The organism is Roseateles agri (genome assembly GCF_034043675.1).
In the GTDB taxonomy this organism is placed as follows: domain Bacteria; phylum Pseudomonadota; class Gammaproteobacteria; order Burkholderiales; family Burkholderiaceae_C; genus KK5.
Window position 1 is genome coordinate 469,288 of record NZ_JAXCLA010000002.1, and the last position, 16,474, is coordinate 485,761.

The window sequence follows — 16,474 nt, forward strand, 5'->3', positions numbered from 1 at the left end:
GTTCAGGCCTTGGCCGCGCTGAAGTCGATCGACGATTCGGGCTCCGCCTCCGCGACGACAGGCCGGGCCCGGCCGCCGCGCTCCGCCCAGGTGCGCGTCCAGCGGATCTGCACGATGCGCAGCATCGCCAGCATCGCCACCGCCAGCAGCGCGAAGGCCAGGAAGCCGCCGAGGTAGCTGCCGCCGTACTGCTTGGACAGGCCCATCGCGTTCGGGATGAAGCCGCCGCCCAAAGCGCCGATCTCGCCGATCATCGAACCGGCCACAGCCGTGGTCAGCGGCCAGCGCAGCGGCACGAGCTGGAACAGCGCACCGTTGCCGGCGCCGAGCGCCGCGAAGCACAGCATGAACAGCAGGGTCGTCAGCACCAGCGAACCGCCGGCCAGGCCGCACAGCACCAACGAGCCGATCACCAGCGCCAGCACGCCGGTCAGGGTCGTCACGCCGCCGACGCGGTCGGACACGTAGCCGCCCAGCGCCCGTGTCGCCGAGCCCATCAGCGCGGCCAGCATCGTCAGCTGCCCGGCCTGCACCTTGGTGACGTGGAACTGGTCGTGGAAGTAGGTCGGCAAGAAGCTGGAGAGGCCGACGAAGCCGCCGAAGGTGACGATGTAGATCAGGCTGAAGGCCCAGCCATCCTTCTCCCACAGGCAGGAGAGGTGGCCGCGCAGGGTCTGGTGCTCGCGGTCCGGCGGCTCCTTGGCGCAGACGAGCATCACGATCATCGGCAGCACCATCGTGGCCGCGGCGATGCCGTAAACCGCCTGCCAGCCGTAGGCCACGGCCAGCGGCGGCGCGAACAGCACGGCCAGCACCGTGCCCGAGTTGCCGGCGCCGGCGATGCCCATGGCCAGGCCCTTGTAGCGCGGCGGGTACCAGCCCGAGCCCAGGCTCAGCGCCACGCCGAAGCTGGCGCCGGCAATGCCCAGCAGCACGCCCATCGCCAGCACGCGGTCGTAGCTGTCGACGAAGAAGAAGCCGTACAGCAGGGCGACGACGATCAGGCTCATCTCCACCATCGCCGCGCTCTTGCGGCCGATGTACTGCGACAGCAGGCCCAGCGGGAAGCGCATCAGCGCGCCCGACAGGATGGGCAGCGAGATCATGAAGCCCTTGCTCGCAGCGTCGAGCGAGTAGCTCTCGCTGATGAACGGCGCCATCGCGCCGTTGAGCACCCACACCGCGAAGGTGAAGTCGAAGTACAGGAAGGCGGCCAGCAGGGTGGGCCAGTGGCCGGCCTTCAGGAATGGCGACGATCGCGAACTCATGACGCTCATGGCGACTCCGGATTCGGAAGTACAAAAAGAAAAAGGCCCCGTCGAGCATCAAGCTCGGCGTGGCCTCACGAAAAATTTGGCAGTCAAAGTCGGAGCGCGTCGTTGCGCCCCGGCCTGCAACTTGCAAGCTGCGTGCCAGTGATGCGAGATGTACCGCCTTCCTCTATGACAGAACCGCTTCGGGCCGTGTGGCTGGGCCCGGGCGAGCACACCGTGCCGGTGCACCTGCGCACTGCGATGGAACACGGAGCGGTGCTGATCGTGCAGGCGGGCGACGACGCTGAGCTGACGCGTTACTTCGACGCCATCGCCGCGTTGGCACTGCGCCCACCGCTGCTGGTCGTCAGCGCCTCGCCGGCGCTGCAGGCGCGCGGCGCCGAACTGGGCGTGGCTCACTGGCTGCCCGCGCCGCCGGGCGACTGGGACGCCGCGCTGGCCTGGACGCGGCTGCAGCACGAGCGCAGCACCGGCCTGCAGCGCAAGCTGGACGATCGGCGCTGGACCGAGCGCGCCAAGGGCTGCCTGATGGCCGCGCAGTCGCTGGACGAGGCGCAGGCGCACAAGCTGCTGCGCGACACCGCGATGCATGCGCGGCTGCAGCTGACGCAGGTGGCCCAGTCGGTGGTGCATGCGGCGCAGCTGGCCGAGGCGGTGAACCGCGCCGGCCAGCAGCGGATGCTGTCGCAGCGCCTGGTGAAGCTGATGGCGCAGCGTGCGGCGGGCATCGAGCCGCGACGCGCGAAGGTGCTGCAGGACGAATCGGCGGCGCGGCTCGAAGCGAATCTGATGCGCCTGCACGAACTGCTGGCCGAGGAACTGCCGGGCGCGGCGCTGCCGCCGCTGCGCGAGGCCTGGACGCGGCTGGCACCCTGCCTGACCGGCAAGCCCGATGCGGCCAAGCTGGCCGAGGCCTCGGCCGCCGCGACGCTGTTGCTCGCCGCTGCCGAGGCGCTGACGCAGACGCTGGTCGAATCCGGCGCCCGGCCACCGCTACGGCTGCTCAACATCTGCGGCAGGCAGCGGCTGCTGAGCCAGCGCATCGCGATGCGGGCGCTGCTGGCCGGCGGGCGGTCGGCACAGGACGAGGCGGACTTCGCCGCCGCGCTGGACGAACTCGAAGCCGCCCCGCTGTCCGACACCGCGACGCGCGCGCTGCTGGCCGAGGTCCGCGCCGAATGGCTGCACCTGCTGCACGCGTTGCGCCACGGCGGCAGCAACGCGTCGGCCGCCGCGCTGGCCCGCTCCAGCGAGCTGCTGCTGACGCAGCTGGACGCGCTGACCTTGCGCTACCAGCAGAGCCTGCAGACGCTGCTGTCCTGATCCGGGCCAGCGGCTACGATGCGCCTCCGTTTCCGGATGCGCATCGAAGAATGATTCTCGACATCGGCCCCCTGCGCCACAACGCCGCCTTCCGGCGACTCTTCGCCAGCCAGTTCATCTCCGGCCTGGGCACCATGGTCAGCTACGTGGCCGTGCCCTGGCAGCTCTACGAGCTGACCCACTCCAACGCGCAGGTCGGCCTGCTGGGCCTGGTGCAGCTGCTGCCGGTGCTCGCCTGCGGCCTGCTGGGCGGCGCCGTGGCGGACCGGGTGGACCGCAAGCGGCTGCTGATGGTCTCGGAGGCGCTGATGGCCCTATGCCTGCTGGGCCTGCTGCTGAACACCCTGTCCGGCAGCCCCAGCATCGGCGCGATCTACGCGCTGGTGGCCGTGCTGCAGGGCGCCAGCGGCTTCCACCGGCCGGCGCTGGAGGCGCTGACGCAGAAGCTCGCGCGGCCGGAGGAGTTCGCCGCCGTCGCCGCGCTGTCCTCGGTGCGCGGCACGGTGGGCATGGTGGCCGGCCCGGCCCTGGCGGGCCTGCTGCTGGCGCGCTGGGGCGCCGTCGGCGCCTACGTGTTCGACTTCTGCACCTTCCTCGCCGCGCTGTTCTTCATCGCCCGCATCCCGCGCGAGGCGATCGGCACGCCGCAGACCTCGGGCGAGCGCCCGCATCTGCTGGCCGACCTGGCCGCGGGCCTGCGCTTCGCCTGGGCCCGGCCGGAGCTGATGGGCACCTACATCGTCGACATCGTCGCGATGGCGTTCGCCTTCCCCGTAGCGCTGTTCCCGGCCATGGCGGCGGCCCAGGGCCGCACCGAGGCGGTGGGCTGGCTGCTGTCGGCGATGGCGGTGGGCGCGCTGGTGATCGGCCTCTTCAGCGGCTGGACCGGCAGGGTGACGCGCTACGGCCGGGCCGTCGTCATCGCCGCCACCGTGTGGGCGCTGGGCATTGTCGCGCTGGGCTTCGCGCCGAGCCTGGCCACCGGGCTCGTCTGCCTGGCCATCGCCGGGGCGGCGGACATGGTCAGCGGGGTGTTCCGCGGCACGATCTGGAACCAGACGGTGCCGAACGCGCTGCGCGGGAGGCTGGCCGGCATCGAGATGATCAGCTACCTGACCGGGCCGCTGGTCGGCAACGCGCGGGCCGGCTTCATGGCCGACGCCTGGGGCGTCTCCGCCTCGATCTGGGCCGGCGGCCTGATCTGCCTGGCCAGCCTGATCGTGACCGGCCTGGCGCTGCCGCGTTTCTGGGCTTATCGCAGCCAGCTCGGCTCAACTTAACGTTTACGTAAACGTCAACCAACATCTAGAATCGGCGCTCCTCTGGAGACATACCGATGACCGACCTGGCCGCCGCCCACAAGGCGCTTTCCGAGTACCGCCCGACCCACAAGGTCCGCTTCGTCACCGCCGCCAGCCTGTTCGACGGGCACGACGCGGCCATCAACATCATGCGGCGCATCCTGCAGAGCATGGGCGCCGAGGTGATCCACCTGGGCCACAACCGCTCGGTGGACGAAGTCGTCACGGCGGCACTGCAGGAAGACGCGCAGGGCATCGCCATCAGCTCCTACCAGGGCGGCCACGTCGAGTACTTCAAGTACATGGTCGAGCTGCTGAAGGCCCGCGGCGGCGAGCGCATCCAGGTCTTCGGCGGCGGCGGCGGCGTGATCGTGCCGGCCGAGATCCGCGACCTGGCCGAGCACGGCGTGCGCATCTTCAGCCCCGAGGACGGCCAGCGCATGGGCCTGGCCGGCATGATCGGCGAGATGGTGATGAAGGCCGACCAGGACTTCAGCGTCCACGCGCCCGCCTCGCTCGACGCCATCCAGGGTCACACCGAAGCCGCCTGGCGCGCGCTGGCCCAGCTGCTCACGGCGCTGGAGAACGGCAAGGCCGACGCGGCCGTGGTCGCCGCGCTGCACGAACAATCCAAGGCCATCAACACGCCCGTCTTGGGCATCACCGGCACCGGCGGCGCCGGCAAGTCCAGCCTCACGGACGAGCTGATCCGCCGCATCCGGCTGGACCAGGGCGACGCGCTGCGCGTGGCCGTCATTTCGATCGACCCCTCGCGCCGCAAGAGCGGCGGCGCGCTGCTGGGCGACCGCATCCGGATGAACGCGATCAGCCCCTGGCAGAACGGCTCGCGCGTGTTCATGCGTTCGCTGGCCACGCGCGATTTCGGCTCCGAGATCAGCAAGGCGCTGCCCGACGTGATCGCCGCCGCCAAGCTCGCCGGCTTCGACCTCGTCATCGTCGAGACCTCGGGCATCGGCCAGGGCGACGCGGCGATCGTGCCGCTGGTGGACGTGCCGATGTACGTGATGACGCCCGAGTTCGGCGCCGCCAGCCAGCTCGAGAAGATCGACATGCTGGACTTCGCCGAGTTCGTGGCGATCAACAAGTTCGACCGCAAGGGCTCGCTCGACGCGCTGCGCGATGTGGCCAAGCAGGTCCAGCGCAACAAGGAAGCCTGGACGAAGAAGCCGGACCAGATGCCGGTCTTCGGCACCATGGCCAGCCGCTTCAACGACGACGGCGTGACGGCCCTGTATCAGGCGCTGAAGCCGCGCTTGGCCGAGTTGGGCCTGACGCTGGTGGACGGCAAGCTGCCCCAGGTCGACACCCGCCACAGCACGCACCAGACGCCGATCGTGCCGGCCGCACGCGTGCGCTACCTGGCCGAGATCTCCGACACCGTGCGCGGCTACAAGAAGCGCGCCCGCCAGCAGGCCAAGCTGGCCCGCGAAATCCAGCAGCTGAGCGAATCGGCACGCATGCTGGCCGAGGCCAACCCCGACAAGAGCAATGCCCGCGCCGCCCTGCTCGACCTGGCCGCCTCGCGCACCGCCTCGCTGGAGAAGGAGCCCGCGCAGCTGCTGGCCCAGTGGCCCGACATGCAGAAGGCCTACGCCGGCGACGAGTACGTGGTGAAGATCCGCGACAAGGAGATCCGCACCTCGCTCGTCTCCACGAGCCTCTCCGGCAGCAAGATCCGCAAGGTCGTGCTGCCCACCTACGAGTGCCACGGCGAGCTGCTGAAGTGGCTGCTGCTGGACAACGTGCCCGGCAGCTTCCCCTACACCGCCGGCGTGTTCGCCTTCAAGCGCGAGGGCGAGGACCCGACCCGCATGTTCGCCGGCGAGGGCGATGCCTTCCGCACCAACCGCCGCTTCAAACTGGTCAGCGAAGGCATGCCCGCCAAGCGCCTCAGCACCGCCTTCGACTCGGTCACGCTGTACGGCAACGACCCCGACCTGCGGCCGGACATCTACGGCAAGGTCGGCAACTCCGGCGTCAGCATCGCCACGCTGGACGACATGAAGGTGCTGTACGACGGCTTCGACCTGTGCAACCCGGCAACCAGCGTCTCGATGACGATCAACGGCCCGGCGCCGACGATCCTGGCAATGTTCATGAACACCGCGATCGACCAGAACCTGCTGAAGTTCGAGACCGACAACGGCCGCAAGCCCACGGCTACCGAGGCCGCGAAAATCCGCGAATGGGTGCTCGCCAACGTGCGCGGCACCGTGCAGGCCGACATCCTGAAGGAAGACCAGGGCCAGAACACCTGCATCTTCTCGACCGAGTTCTCGCTGAAGGTGATGGGCGACATCGCCGAGTACTTCGTGCACCACAACGTGCGCAACTTCTACTCGGTGTCGATCAGCGGTTATCACATCGCCGAGGCCGGCGCGAACCCGATCTCGCAGCTGGCGCTGACACTGAGCAACGGCTTCACCTTCGTGGAGGCGTATCTCGCGCGCGGCATGCACATCGACGACTTCGCGCCCAACCTGAGCTTCTTCTTCAGCAATGGCATGGACCCGGAGTACACGGTGCTGGGCCGCGTCGCCCGCCGCATCTGGGCCGTGGCGATGCGCGACAAGTACGGCGCCAACGAGCGCAGCCAGAAGCTCAAGTACCACATCCAGACTTCGGGCCGCTCGCTGCATGCCCAGGAAATCGCCTTCAACGACATCCGCACCACCTTGCAGGCGCTGATCGCGATCTACGACAACTGCAACTCGCTGCACACCAACGCCTACGACGAGGCGATCACCACGCCCACCGAGGAGAGCGTGCGCCGCGCGATGGCGATCCAGCTGATCATCAACCGCGAGTGGGGCCTGGCGAAGAACGAGAACCCGAACCAGGGCGCCTTCATCATCGAAGAGCTGACCGAGCTGGTCGAAGAGATGGTGCTCTCGGAGTTCGAGAAGATCGCCGAACGCGGCGGCGTGCTCGGCGCGATGGAGACCGGCTATCAGCGCAGCCGCATCCAGGAAGAGTCGATGCACTACGAGATGCTGAAGCACACCGGCGAGTACCCGGTGATCGGCGTCAACACCTTCCGCAACCCGCACGGCGATCCGGTGCCCGAGCACATCGAGCTGGCCCGCTCGACTGACGAAGAGAAGCAGTCGCAGCTGACCCGCCTCGGCGACTTCCATGCGCGCAATGCGGGCGCCAGCGGCGCAATGCTGCAGCGGCTGCAGCAGGCGGTCATCGACAACAAGAACGTGTTCGAGGTGCTGATGGACGCCGTGCGCGTCTGCTCGCTGGGCCAGATCACGTCGGCGTTGTTCGAAGTGGGTGGGCAGTACCGCCGGAGTATGTAAGCCGCGCCGCTCAGCGGTAGAACCACACCCCGAGGAAGATCTTCAGCTTCGTCCAGCCGGACAAGCGCTCGTCGGACACCGCATCGAGGAAGTCCGACAAGCGCTTGGACTTGGCGATTGTGTAGAGCGTCAGCCAGATCGTCAGCACGATCGTCACCGTGAAGATCGCGACGCGTCGCCACATTGGCGCGTCGGCCTCGGCCAGCAGGTTCATGCCGAGGAAGCCGGTGGTGATCGTGCCGATCAGGCCGAAGATCGTCACCACCGTCAGCCGCACGACGGTGTTGGCCTGGCGGCGCAGGCTGTCGGCCTCCAGGTAGCCGGCCAGGTCGCCGATGCGCTGCTTGACCTCGGCGTACAGCACCTCCAGCTCCAGGTGCTGCACGCACATGGCATAGAGCGAACGGGCCTGGGCCTGCTCGGAAATCGAGTGGAACCAGTAGCGGTGCGTGAAGCGCAGGAAGCCTTCGAAGCCGGCGCGGATCGCGCGCTTGAAGCGCTTGACGCTCTCCGGGTCGCCGATGTCCAGCCGGCGCAGCGCTTCCACCAGGCGGTCCGAATAGGCCAGCAGCGCGGCCTTCTGGAAATGCGCGATCAGGAAGATCATGAAGTGCTGGTGGCGGAACTGCGCCAGCACGCCGCGGTCGCGGCAGCGGAAGAACTCGGCGTCCGCCCGGCCCACGACGACCAGCGTCTTGCCCGAGCACAGATAACGCGTCTGCGGCGCGCTGCCGCCGTCGTGCCAGAACTGGTCCCAGCAGTGGCGCGCCTCGAAGTCCGCCATGCTGCCCTCGCTCAACGGCAGGCCCTGCTCGCCCGGCGCCGCGGCCAGGCCGAGGCGGATGAAGTCGGCACGGGCCAGCGCGCGCGGCTCGTCCAGCGCCAGGTAGGCCATCAGCGGCATCCGGTAGGACTCGACCTGCCGGTAGCGCAAGACCGGCTCCGGCCCAGCGGCCTCGACCTCCTCGTGCTCGCTCAGCAGCGGATGCAGCAGGAAGGCCCAGTGCGCGGCGATGCGCGGCGCACGATGCCGGTGCACGTGCTGGATGAAGACCTCGCGCTCGGCGCCGTCCGACGCAGCCAGCACCCGGCCGTCCCGGTCCAGCCATTCGGCGTGGCGCAGCACATGCAGCGGGTGGCCCTCGGCGTCCCAGCCGCCCGGATAGGCGCGGCCGAAGCGGTACAGCAGTTCCTGCGCCTCGTCGAAGGCCAGTTCGTCGGCGGACAGCTCGACGTTCAGGATCGCCAGATCCACGTCGTCGAAGAAATACAGATCGACGTGGACGACCTCCAGCTCGCGCGACTCAGCACCCTCGTGCGTCTGCACGCGCAGGCGCTTCACGTCGTCGCGGCGCAGCACCTTCATGCAGGAATCGCTGTGGCCCGCGCCGTACAGGAAGCGCTGCACATAGGGCTTGAAGGTGACGAACTCCTGGTAGTGCCGCTCGTGGAACTCGCCGGCGCCGCCGGTGTACTCGTCCTCCTGCATGCGCCAGGGGCCGCCGGCGGCGAGCACGCGTTCCCAGGGCCGGCGCGGCACCAGCTCCGCGCCGGCCGGTGGCAGCAGCCGCAAGGGCCAGAGCAGGACCTGATGCAGCCGATGCACGGCGGGCGCGCTGGGATTCATGCCGGAGTCTCCGTTCGCTTTTTCGGGCCAGTGTACGCAGGCGGGCCCGGTGCCGTGTCCCTTGGCTTAACCCTTGCTGAATCCATGTTGCGCTGCAGTAAAACAATGCCCCCGCATCTCCCTTTTCGTGACAGCTTGATGTAAAAAAGCTCCATCCGAGATTGGAGTCATTCCATGTCAAGTCTTGCTACCAGCCACCAGGAAGACCTCACCCGCCTCCCTGCCCAAGCCATGCTGATCGACGTGCGCTCGTACGCCGAGTACATGAGCGGCCACATCAGCGATGCGCAAAGCCTCCCGCTGTCGCACCTGGAGAAAGACGTCGTGCACAAGCTGCCCGATCGCCAGGCCGCCGTGATCCTCTACTGCTCGTCCGGTTCCCGCTCGGAACAGGCACTGGGCATCATGCTGCACATGGGCTACAGCAATGTGCACAACGGCGGCCCCGCCACGCCGCTGGCCCGCCACCTCGGGCGCCCGATCAAGCCCGGACTCTGACGACGCTGCGCTGCCAGCGCTGATGCCTAGGTGACTGCGGCCCGGCCGCAGCACCCGTAGCCTGTGTTCCACGCCAACACAGGAGACGCGCGATGAGCAGCAGCACGCAGGTCGGCACACAGACCGCCCCCCACGATCTTTTCTCGCTGCAGGGCCGCGTTGCCCTGGTCACCGGCGGCTCGCGCGGCATCGGCCGCATGATCGCCACGGGCCTGCTGCAGGCGGGCGCCAAGCGCGTCTACATCTCGGCGCGCAAGGCCGAGGCCTGCGATGCCACCGCGGCCGCCCTGCGCGACGAAGGCTTCGACTGCATCTCGCTGCCGGCCGACGTTTCCAGCGTCGAAGGCGCACGTGGCCTGGCCGCCCGCATCGCCGAGCGCGAGCCGGCGCTGGACATCCTCGTCAACAACGCCGGCGCCGCCTGGGGCGCACCGTTCGCCGAGTTCCCGGAAGGCGGATGGGACAAGGTCGTCGACCTGAACCTGAAGTCGCCCTTCTTCCTGACGCAGGCGCTGCATGAGCTGCTGGCCAAGGCTGCCGAGCTGCGCCCGGCCAAGGTGATCAACATCGCCTCGATCGACGGCATCTCGGTCAACCCGCTGGAGACCTACTCCTACGCCGCCAGCAAGGCCGGCCTGATCCACATGACCAAGCGGATGGCGCTGCGCCTGATCGAGAACAACATCGTCGTCAACGCGATCGCGCCGGGCGCCTTCGCTTCCGAGATGAACAAGGTGGCACGCGACCACGGCGACGAGGTGGCTGCCCGCGTGCCGGCTGGCCGTGTGGGCGTTGACGAAGACATGGCCGGCGCCGCGATCTACCTGGCCTCGCGTGCCGGCGACTATGTCGTCGGCACGACTTTGGTGGTCGACGGCGGCGTCACGATCTCGCGCGGCTGATCGATCAGTTCCAGCGGCCGAGGGCACCGCCGGCGCTGTAACGGCCGGCGCCCAGCATCATCACGGACAGGGCGCCGAACAGGAACATCGCTTGCAGTTCCAGCGCCCAGCCGCCCTGGTCGTTCAGCAGCAGCAGTTGCGGGATGTGGGCCAGCGCCACGGCGACGACCATATTGCAGGCCACCAGCAGCGCTGCGAAGCGTGTCCAGATGCCCACGATCATCATCACCGGCGCGACGACCTCGCCCACGTAGACGAAGTAGGCCAGCTCCGGCGGCAGGCCCTGCTGCGCCAGCATGCCCATCACGGGCCCGACACCGGTCTTCAGCTTGGCGATGCCGTGCAGCAGCACCAGCGCGCCGATCAGCACGCGCAGCAGCAGCTTGCCGCCGCTCGCCATCTCGGTGATGTACTGGAATTCGCGCCGGCGGATCACCGCGTTCTGTTGCGGTTCCGCGCGCAGGGTGGTGGTGTTCATGGTGAGTCCTTTCTGGGTGGACGAGGCTCCTGACGCGATGTTGAAGCGAGCCGCCCGCGCCGGGCGTAGGACGCCACCGCACGGCGTTGTCGGCAGCGCCGATGGGCACTACATTCGGGCGCCATGAGCACGCCCGATTCACGCGTTGACGCGTACATCGCCAAATCCGCCGAGTTCGCCCGGCCGATCCTCGAACACCTGCGCGCGCAGATCCACGCAGCCTGCCCGGAGGCCGAGGAGACGATCAAGTGGAGCATGCCCTGCTTCACCGTGGACGGCCGCATCCTTGCCAACATGGCCGCCTTCAAGGCGCATTGCGCCTTCGGCTTCTGGAACCGCGAAGCTGGCAAGGACGGCGGCGGTGACAAGGGCGGCGAGGCGATGGGCCAGTACGGCCGCATCACATCGCTGAAGGACCTGCCGCCGAAGAAGGAACTGCAGGCGCAGATCCGCCAGGCAGCGGAGCTGGCGAAGAGCGGCGTCACCCGCGTGCGCGAGGCCAAGGCGCCGAAGCCGCCGGCGGTGGCACCGGAAGACCTGCTCACCGCGCTGTCCGCCAATCCTGCGGCGCAGGCGACGTTCGACGCCTTCCCGCCCGGCAAGCAGCGCGACTACATCGAATGGATCACTGAAGCCAAGCAGGCCGCCACGCGCGAGAAACGCCTCGCCCAGGCCGTCGAATGGATGGCCGAGGGCAAGTCGCGGAACTGGAAGTACGAGAAGTGTTGAGCCGGCGTCAGCCGATGCGCGCGATCGCCGTGCCGGCCGGCACATAACTGCCCGCTTCGACGGACCGCTCGATCCGCCCGGCGCGCTGCGCCAGCACCTGCGATTCCATCTTCATCGCCTCCATCACAGCGACCAGTTGGCCCTCGGCAACCTCGGCGCCCTCCTCCACCTTCCAGGCCAGCAGGGTACCGGCCATCGGCGCGGCGAGCACCGCCGGATCGGTGGCGGCTTCTTCCCGCGGAGCCGGTGCAGCGGCCCCGGCCGAGAGCCCACGCAGCAACTGCGCCGGCAGGCCCAGCATCACGCGCCGTCCGTCGATCTCGACCGGCAGGCGCAGCAGCGGATCGGCGGCCACCGGCTCGGGCCGCACGGCGGCGGCCAGCGTGTTGGCGAACTCGGTCTCGATCCAGCGGGTGTGGACCTTGAACACCGGGCCGGCGAAATCCTCGTGCATCACCACCTCACGGTGGAAGGGCAGCACGGACGGCAGGCCCTCGATGCGGAACTCGGCCAAGGCGCGGCGCGCGCGCAGCAGCGCCTGCTCGCGCGTGGCACCGGTGACGATCAGCTTGGCCATCAGCGAATCGAACGCGCCCGGCACGACCGAGCCGGAGGCCACGCCGCTGTCCACCCGCACGCCCGGTCCGCTGGGCGGATCGAAGCGATCGACCGGACCCGGCGCCGGCAGGAAGCCGCGGCCCACGTCCTCGGCATTGATGCGGAACTCGAACGCATGGCCGCGCGGCGCGGGCGTGTCGGTGATCGACAGCGGCAGTCCGTCGGCGACGCGCAGCTGCTCCACCACCAGATCCAGCCCGGCCGTCTCCTCGGTGACCGGATGCTCCACCTGCAGCCGCGTGTTGACCTCCAGGAAGGACAGCGCGCCGCCCGCGCTCAGCAGGAACTCGACCGTGCCCGCGCCCACGTAGCCGGCCGCCGCGCAGACCTCGCGCGCCGAGGTGTGGATGCGCTCGCGTTGCACCTCGGTCAGGAAGGGCGCGGGCGCCTCCTCGACGAGCTTCTGGTTGCGCCGCTGCAGCGAGCAGTCGCGCGTGCCCAGCACGACGACGTGGCCGTGCGTGTCGGCGATCACCTGCGCCTCCACGTGGCGCGGCTTGTCCAGGAACTGCTCGACGAAGCACTCGCCGCGGCCGAAGGCGGCCGTGGCCTCGCGCACCGCGGACTCGAACATCTCCTCCACCTCGTCCAGCGCCCAGGCCACCTTGAGCCCGCGACCACCGCCACCGAAGGCCGCCTTGATCGCGATCGGCAGGCCGTGCTGCTGCGCGAAGGCCAGGGCCTCGCCCGCATTGGCCAGCGGCCCCGGCGAGCCGGCCACCAGCGGCGCGCCGACCTGCTGCGCCAGCCGCCGCGCGCTGACCTTGTCGCCGAGCTGCTCGATCGCCTCCGGCGGCGGGCCGATCCAGGTGAGGCCGGCGCCAATCACCGCGCGGGCGAAGCCGGCGTTCTCCGACAGAAAGCCATAGCCCGGGTGCACGGCATCGGCACCGCTGCGTTGCGCCGCGTCGAGCAGCTTGTCGATGCTGAGGTAGCTGTCGGCCGGCCGCTGGCCGCCGAGCGCCACGGCCTCGTCGGCCATGCGAACGTGCAGCGCGTCGGCATCGGGGTCGGCATAGACGGCGACCGACTGCACGCCGTAGTCGGCGCAGGCGCGCACGATGCGCACGGCGATCTCGCCGCGGTTCGCAATCAAAACCTTCTTCATGATGACGTTCGCTCGATGATGTTGAAGCGGATGCGCGCGCCGACCGGGATCTGGCCCGCCAGGTCCAGGTGGTGGCGCGCGATGCAGGCGATGACCGGGTAGCCGCCGGTCAGCGGATGGTCGGCCAGGAACAGCACCGGCTGGCCGCTGGCCGGCACCTGGATGGCGCCCAGCGGCGTACCTTCGCTGGGCAGCTCGGTATCGACGGCACGGGCCAGCGGCCGCTCGCCCTGCACGCGCAGGCCGACGCGGTTGGACTGCGGCGTGACGGCCCAGGACTGCGAGGCCAGCAGCGCGATGGCGTCGGCGGTGAACCAGTCGTCGCGCGGGCCGAGGTGGATGTCGAGCGTGACCATGTCGCCGGCCTGCGGACAGGCGGGCGCGGCCTCGATGGCCTCGCCGACGAGGCCAAGGTGCAGCGTGTTCAAAGGCAGCCGATCGCCCGCGGCCAGCGGCGCGGGGCCGACGCCGGCCAAGGTGTCGAAGGACAGGCTGCCCAGCACCGGCGCGCAGGCACCCAAGCCGCCGCGCACGGCCACGTAGCTGCGTACGCCGGCCTCCGGCTCGCCGAGCAGCAGCCGGTCGCCGTCGGACAGCGCCAGCGGCGCGTGGCGCGGCACCGCCCAGCGCCGGCCGTCGGCGGCGATCAAGGTCAGCGGGCCAAGAGCCCCGGTGACGGCCAGCACCGTGTCGCCATGGCTGAGCAGTTCGAGCCCGCCCAATGCGGCCTCGATGCAGGCGACGCCGGCCGTGTTGCCGACCAGCCGGTTCGCGGCGCGTAAGGAGCCGCGATCCATCGCGCCCGAGGCGGCCACGCCCTGCCCCGCACGGCCCGGCCGGCCGAGATCCTGCAGCAGCGACTGCGGGCCGGGACGGACGATTTCGATTGCGGGCCGCGTCGCTTCAACCGGCTGCGATACGGGCGGGGTCAGGTCTTGCTCAACAACCGGCCGCGGCCCCGCATCCACGAAACGCACCCGCTGCCCCGGCTGCAAGAGCGCCGGCGGATCGCGCCCCAGGTCCCACATCGGCACGAAGGTTTGCCCCAGCAGTTGCCAGCCACCCGGGCTGGCCTTCGGATAGACGCCGCTGAAGCCGCCGGCCACGGCCACGGCGCCCGGCGGAATGCGAGTGCGCGGCGTCGTGCGGCGCGGCAGCGTGCGCAGCAGCTCGTCGCCGCCGCTGAGGTAGGCGAAGCCCGGCGCGAAGCCGGTGAAGGCGACGAACCAGTCGCTGCCGGTGTGGCGGGCCACGACCTCGGCGGGGGTGATGCCCAGCAGCGCGGCGACCTCGGTCAGGTCCTCGCCGTCGTAGTGGGTCGGGATCTGGACGAGTTCGCCGCCGGCCGCCGTGCCCGCGTCGAAGCGCAGGCCGCGCAGCACTTCGGCCAGCGCGATGCGGGTGGTGCGCAGCGGGTCGAACTCCAACAGCAGCGTGCGCGCGCCGGGCACGATCTCGCGCAGGCCTTCGACCGGCGCGGCGCGCAGCGCGGCGAGCAGGCCCAGCGTCTGCGGCAGGTCGTCCAGTTCGACCAGCAGCGCCTCGGCGCCGGCGGGCAGGATCCTCATGCTCATGCGGCGAAAGACTCGATGCTCGCGCCCTCGGCTAGCAGCCGCTCGCGCAGGCGCTGCGCCATCGCGACGGCGCCGGGGCTGTCGCCATGGACGCAGATCGATTCGGCCGAGATACGCACCGTGCTGCCGTCGTTGGCCGTCACCGTGCCTTCGCGTGCGAGCTGCAGCATGCGTGCGGCCACCGCGTCGGGGTCGTGCAGCACCGCGCCGGGCTCGGCGCGCGGCACGAGGCTGCCGTCGGCGCGGTAGCCACGGTCCGCAAAGGCTTCCTCCACCACGCGCAGCCCGGCCTCGCGCGCCCAGCCGACCAGCTTGGAGCCGGCCAGCACCACCAGCGGCAGCGACGCATCGAGCGCCTGTAGCGCGGCGATCACGTCGCGCGCCTGCGCCTCGTCGCGGGCGATGCGGTTGTAGAGCGCGCCATGCGGCTTCACGTAGCGCACACGCGTGCCGGCCGCGGCGGCCAGGCCCTGCAGCGCGCCGATCTGGTAGATCACCGCGGCGCGCAGGTCGCGGCTGGCGATCTCCATGTCGCGCCGGCCGAAGCCCGCCAGGTCCGGGTAGGACACATGCGCGCCGACGGCCACGCCGCGCTCCGCTGCGGCCCGCAAGGTGGCGAGGATGCCGGCCGGGTCGCCAGCGTGGAAGCCGCAGGCCACGTTGGCGCTGCTGACCAGGGCCAGCATCGCGGCGTCGTCGCCCATGGTCCAGGCGCCGTAGCTTTCGCCGAGGTCGCTGTTGAGGTCGATCTTCATGTCAGTGAAACATCAGGACGTTGATGAGGACGACGTTGACGGCGAGCAGCGTCAGCGCCGTGGGGATCTGCGCGCGGATCACCGCGTTCTTGTCCGGCAGCTCCAGCAGCGCCGCAGGCACGATGTTGAAGTTCGCCGCCATCGGCGTCATCAGCGTGCCGCAGTAGCCCGAGAGCATGCCGATCGCGGCCATCACCGCCGGGTCGCCGTGGTACACGCCCACCAGGATCGGCACGCCCACGCCGCCCGTCATCACCGGGAAGGCCGCGAAGCCGTTGCCCATGATGATCGTGAACAGCGCCATGCCGACGACGTAGACCGTGGCCGCGAGGAAGCGGATGTCCATGTTGATCGAGTGCGTCGTCACATAGGCCACGGCTTTGCCCACGCCGGCATCGGAGAACACCAGGCCCAGCATGCCCAGCATCTGCGGCAGCACCAGCGCCCAGCCCAGCGCATCGATCAGCCGGCGCGACTCGCGCAGGCCCTGCATCGGCGTCTCGCGCGTCAGCCAGCAGCCCAGGCCCAGCGCGACGATGCAGGCCAGGCCCAGGCTCACCAGCGTCGCGTTCTTGACCTCGATCAGCGGCACGCCGCCGATGAAGAGGGACTTGGCGGACAAGGTGCCGATCATCGTCAGCACCGGAATCGCCAGCGCCGGCACGAAGAGCTTGTGGCCCAGGCGCTTGGCGCTGGCCAGCATCCGATCGGCCGACGGCATCGCATGCTTGCCTGCGCCGACGCCGCCGAAGCCGGCGATCAGCGCCATCGCGATCACGCCGGCGCCGACCCATTCCGGCGGCAACCACTGGCCGGCCAGGAAGACGACGGCGTAGAGGCTCCAGAAGAAGGCGGTGCTGAAACGGCGCGGGTGATCGCGGTCCGCCAGGGTCATCAGTGCGGTGGCGGCCAGCACGGCGCCGGCGAGGTAGAAGAGCCAGTCGAGGGTGATGGTCATGGC

At 69.8% G+C, this 16,474-nt stretch carries 13 protein-coding genes; 6 read left to right on the forward strand and 7 right to left on the reverse strand.

Annotated features, from left to right (window positions below; all coding sequences use genetic code 11):
* Positions 1 to 2 precede the first annotated feature (2 nt).
* Positions 3 to 1,277, reverse strand: a complete 1,275-nt coding sequence (locus SNE35_RS06325) for an MFS transporter (RefSeq protein WP_431312715.1) — start codon at positions 1,275 to 1,277, stop codon at positions 3 to 5.
* 165 nt (positions 1,278 to 1,442) lie between these two features.
* Between SNE35_RS06325 and SNE35_RS06330 the strand changes: the two genes are divergently transcribed.
* Genes SNE35_RS06330 through icmF form a run of 3 tightly spaced genes read left to right on the forward strand, consistent with a single transcriptional unit; the run spans position 1,443 to position 7,224 of the window.
* Positions 1,443 to 2,597: an ANTAR domain-containing protein gene (locus tag SNE35_RS06330; protein ID WP_320422017.1), complete on the forward strand. Its 1,155-nt coding sequence runs from the start codon at positions 1,443 to 1,445 to the stop codon at positions 2,595 to 2,597.
* A gap of 50 nt (positions 2,598 to 2,647) precedes the next feature.
* Positions 2,648 to 3,877: an MFS transporter gene (locus SNE35_RS06335; protein ID WP_320422018.1), complete on the forward strand. Its 1,230-nt coding sequence runs from the start codon at positions 2,648 to 2,650 to the stop codon at positions 3,875 to 3,877.
* Positions 3,878 to 3,933: 56 nt separating this feature from the next.
* Positions 3,934 to 7,224 (forward strand): fused isobutyryl-CoA mutase/GTPase IcmF, encoded by a 3,291-nt coding sequence (gene icmF / locus SNE35_RS06340; RefSeq protein ID WP_320422019.1) that lies wholly within the window; start codon positions 3,934 to 3,936, stop codon positions 7,222 to 7,224.
* A 10-nt stretch (positions 7,225 to 7,234) separates the two neighbouring features.
* Here icmF and SNE35_RS06345 read toward each other — a convergent pair whose 3' ends face one another.
* Positions 7,235 to 8,851 carry a hypothetical protein gene (locus SNE35_RS06345; protein WP_320422020.1) on the reverse strand — a complete coding sequence of 539 codons (1,617 nt, stop codon included), beginning with the start codon at positions 8,849 to 8,851 and terminating at the stop codon, positions 7,235 to 7,237.
* A gap of 174 nt (positions 8,852 to 9,025) precedes the next feature.
* Here SNE35_RS06345 and SNE35_RS06350 point away from each other — a divergent pair, with 174 nt between their 5' ends.
* Positions 9,026 to 9,349: a rhodanese-like domain-containing protein gene (locus SNE35_RS06350; RefSeq protein ID WP_320422021.1), complete on the forward strand. Its 324-nt coding sequence runs from the start codon at positions 9,026 to 9,028 to the stop codon at positions 9,347 to 9,349.
* 92 nt (positions 9,350 to 9,441) lie between these two features.
* Positions 9,442 to 10,251, forward strand: coding sequence for an SDR family oxidoreductase (locus SNE35_RS06355; RefSeq protein WP_320422022.1), 810 nt, complete (start codon positions 9,442 to 9,444; stop codon positions 10,249 to 10,251).
* Between the two features lie 4 nt (positions 10,252 to 10,255).
* Here the strand turns inward: SNE35_RS06355 and SNE35_RS06360 are convergent, their stop codons facing one another.
* Positions 10,256 to 10,660, reverse strand: coding sequence for a DoxX family protein (locus tag SNE35_RS06360; RefSeq protein WP_431312720.1), 405 nt, complete (start codon positions 10,658 to 10,660; stop codon positions 10,256 to 10,258).
* A gap of 192 nt (positions 10,661 to 10,852) precedes the next feature.
* Between SNE35_RS06360 and SNE35_RS06365 the strand changes: the two genes are divergently transcribed.
* Complete coding sequence (locus tag SNE35_RS06365; protein ID WP_320422023.1) at positions 10,853 to 11,458, forward strand: YdeI/OmpD-associated family protein; 606 nt, start codon at positions 10,853 to 10,855, stop codon at positions 11,456 to 11,458.
* Between the two features lie 7 nt (positions 11,459 to 11,465).
* Here SNE35_RS06365 and SNE35_RS06370 read toward each other — a convergent pair whose 3' ends face one another.
* From SNE35_RS06370 to SNE35_RS06385, 4 genes are read right to left on the reverse strand one after another with little or no spacing between them, the layout of a single operon-like run.
* Positions 11,466 to 13,184, reverse strand: a complete 1,719-nt coding sequence (locus SNE35_RS06370) for an acetyl/propionyl/methylcrotonyl-CoA carboxylase subunit alpha (protein ID WP_320422024.1) — start codon at positions 13,182 to 13,184, stop codon at positions 11,466 to 11,468.
* Positions 13,181 to 14,752, reverse strand: a complete 1,572-nt coding sequence (locus SNE35_RS06375) for a 5-oxoprolinase subunit B/C family protein (protein ID WP_320422370.1) — start codon at positions 14,750 to 14,752, stop codon at positions 13,181 to 13,183. The genes SNE35_RS06370 and SNE35_RS06375 overlap by 4 nt, the downstream gene beginning before the upstream one ends.
* 2 nt (positions 14,753 to 14,754) lie before the next feature.
* Entirely contained in the window at positions 14,755 to 15,513 is a 759-nt protein-coding gene (locus tag SNE35_RS06380; RefSeq protein WP_320422025.1) for a LamB/YcsF family protein, read from the reverse strand.
* Position 15,514: 1 nt separating this feature from the next.
* Positions 15,515 to 16,471: a DUF979 domain-containing protein gene (locus SNE35_RS06385; protein ID WP_320422026.1), complete on the reverse strand. Its 957-nt coding sequence runs from the start codon at positions 16,469 to 16,471 to the stop codon at positions 15,515 to 15,517.
* Positions 16,472 to 16,474 lie beyond the last annotated feature (3 nt).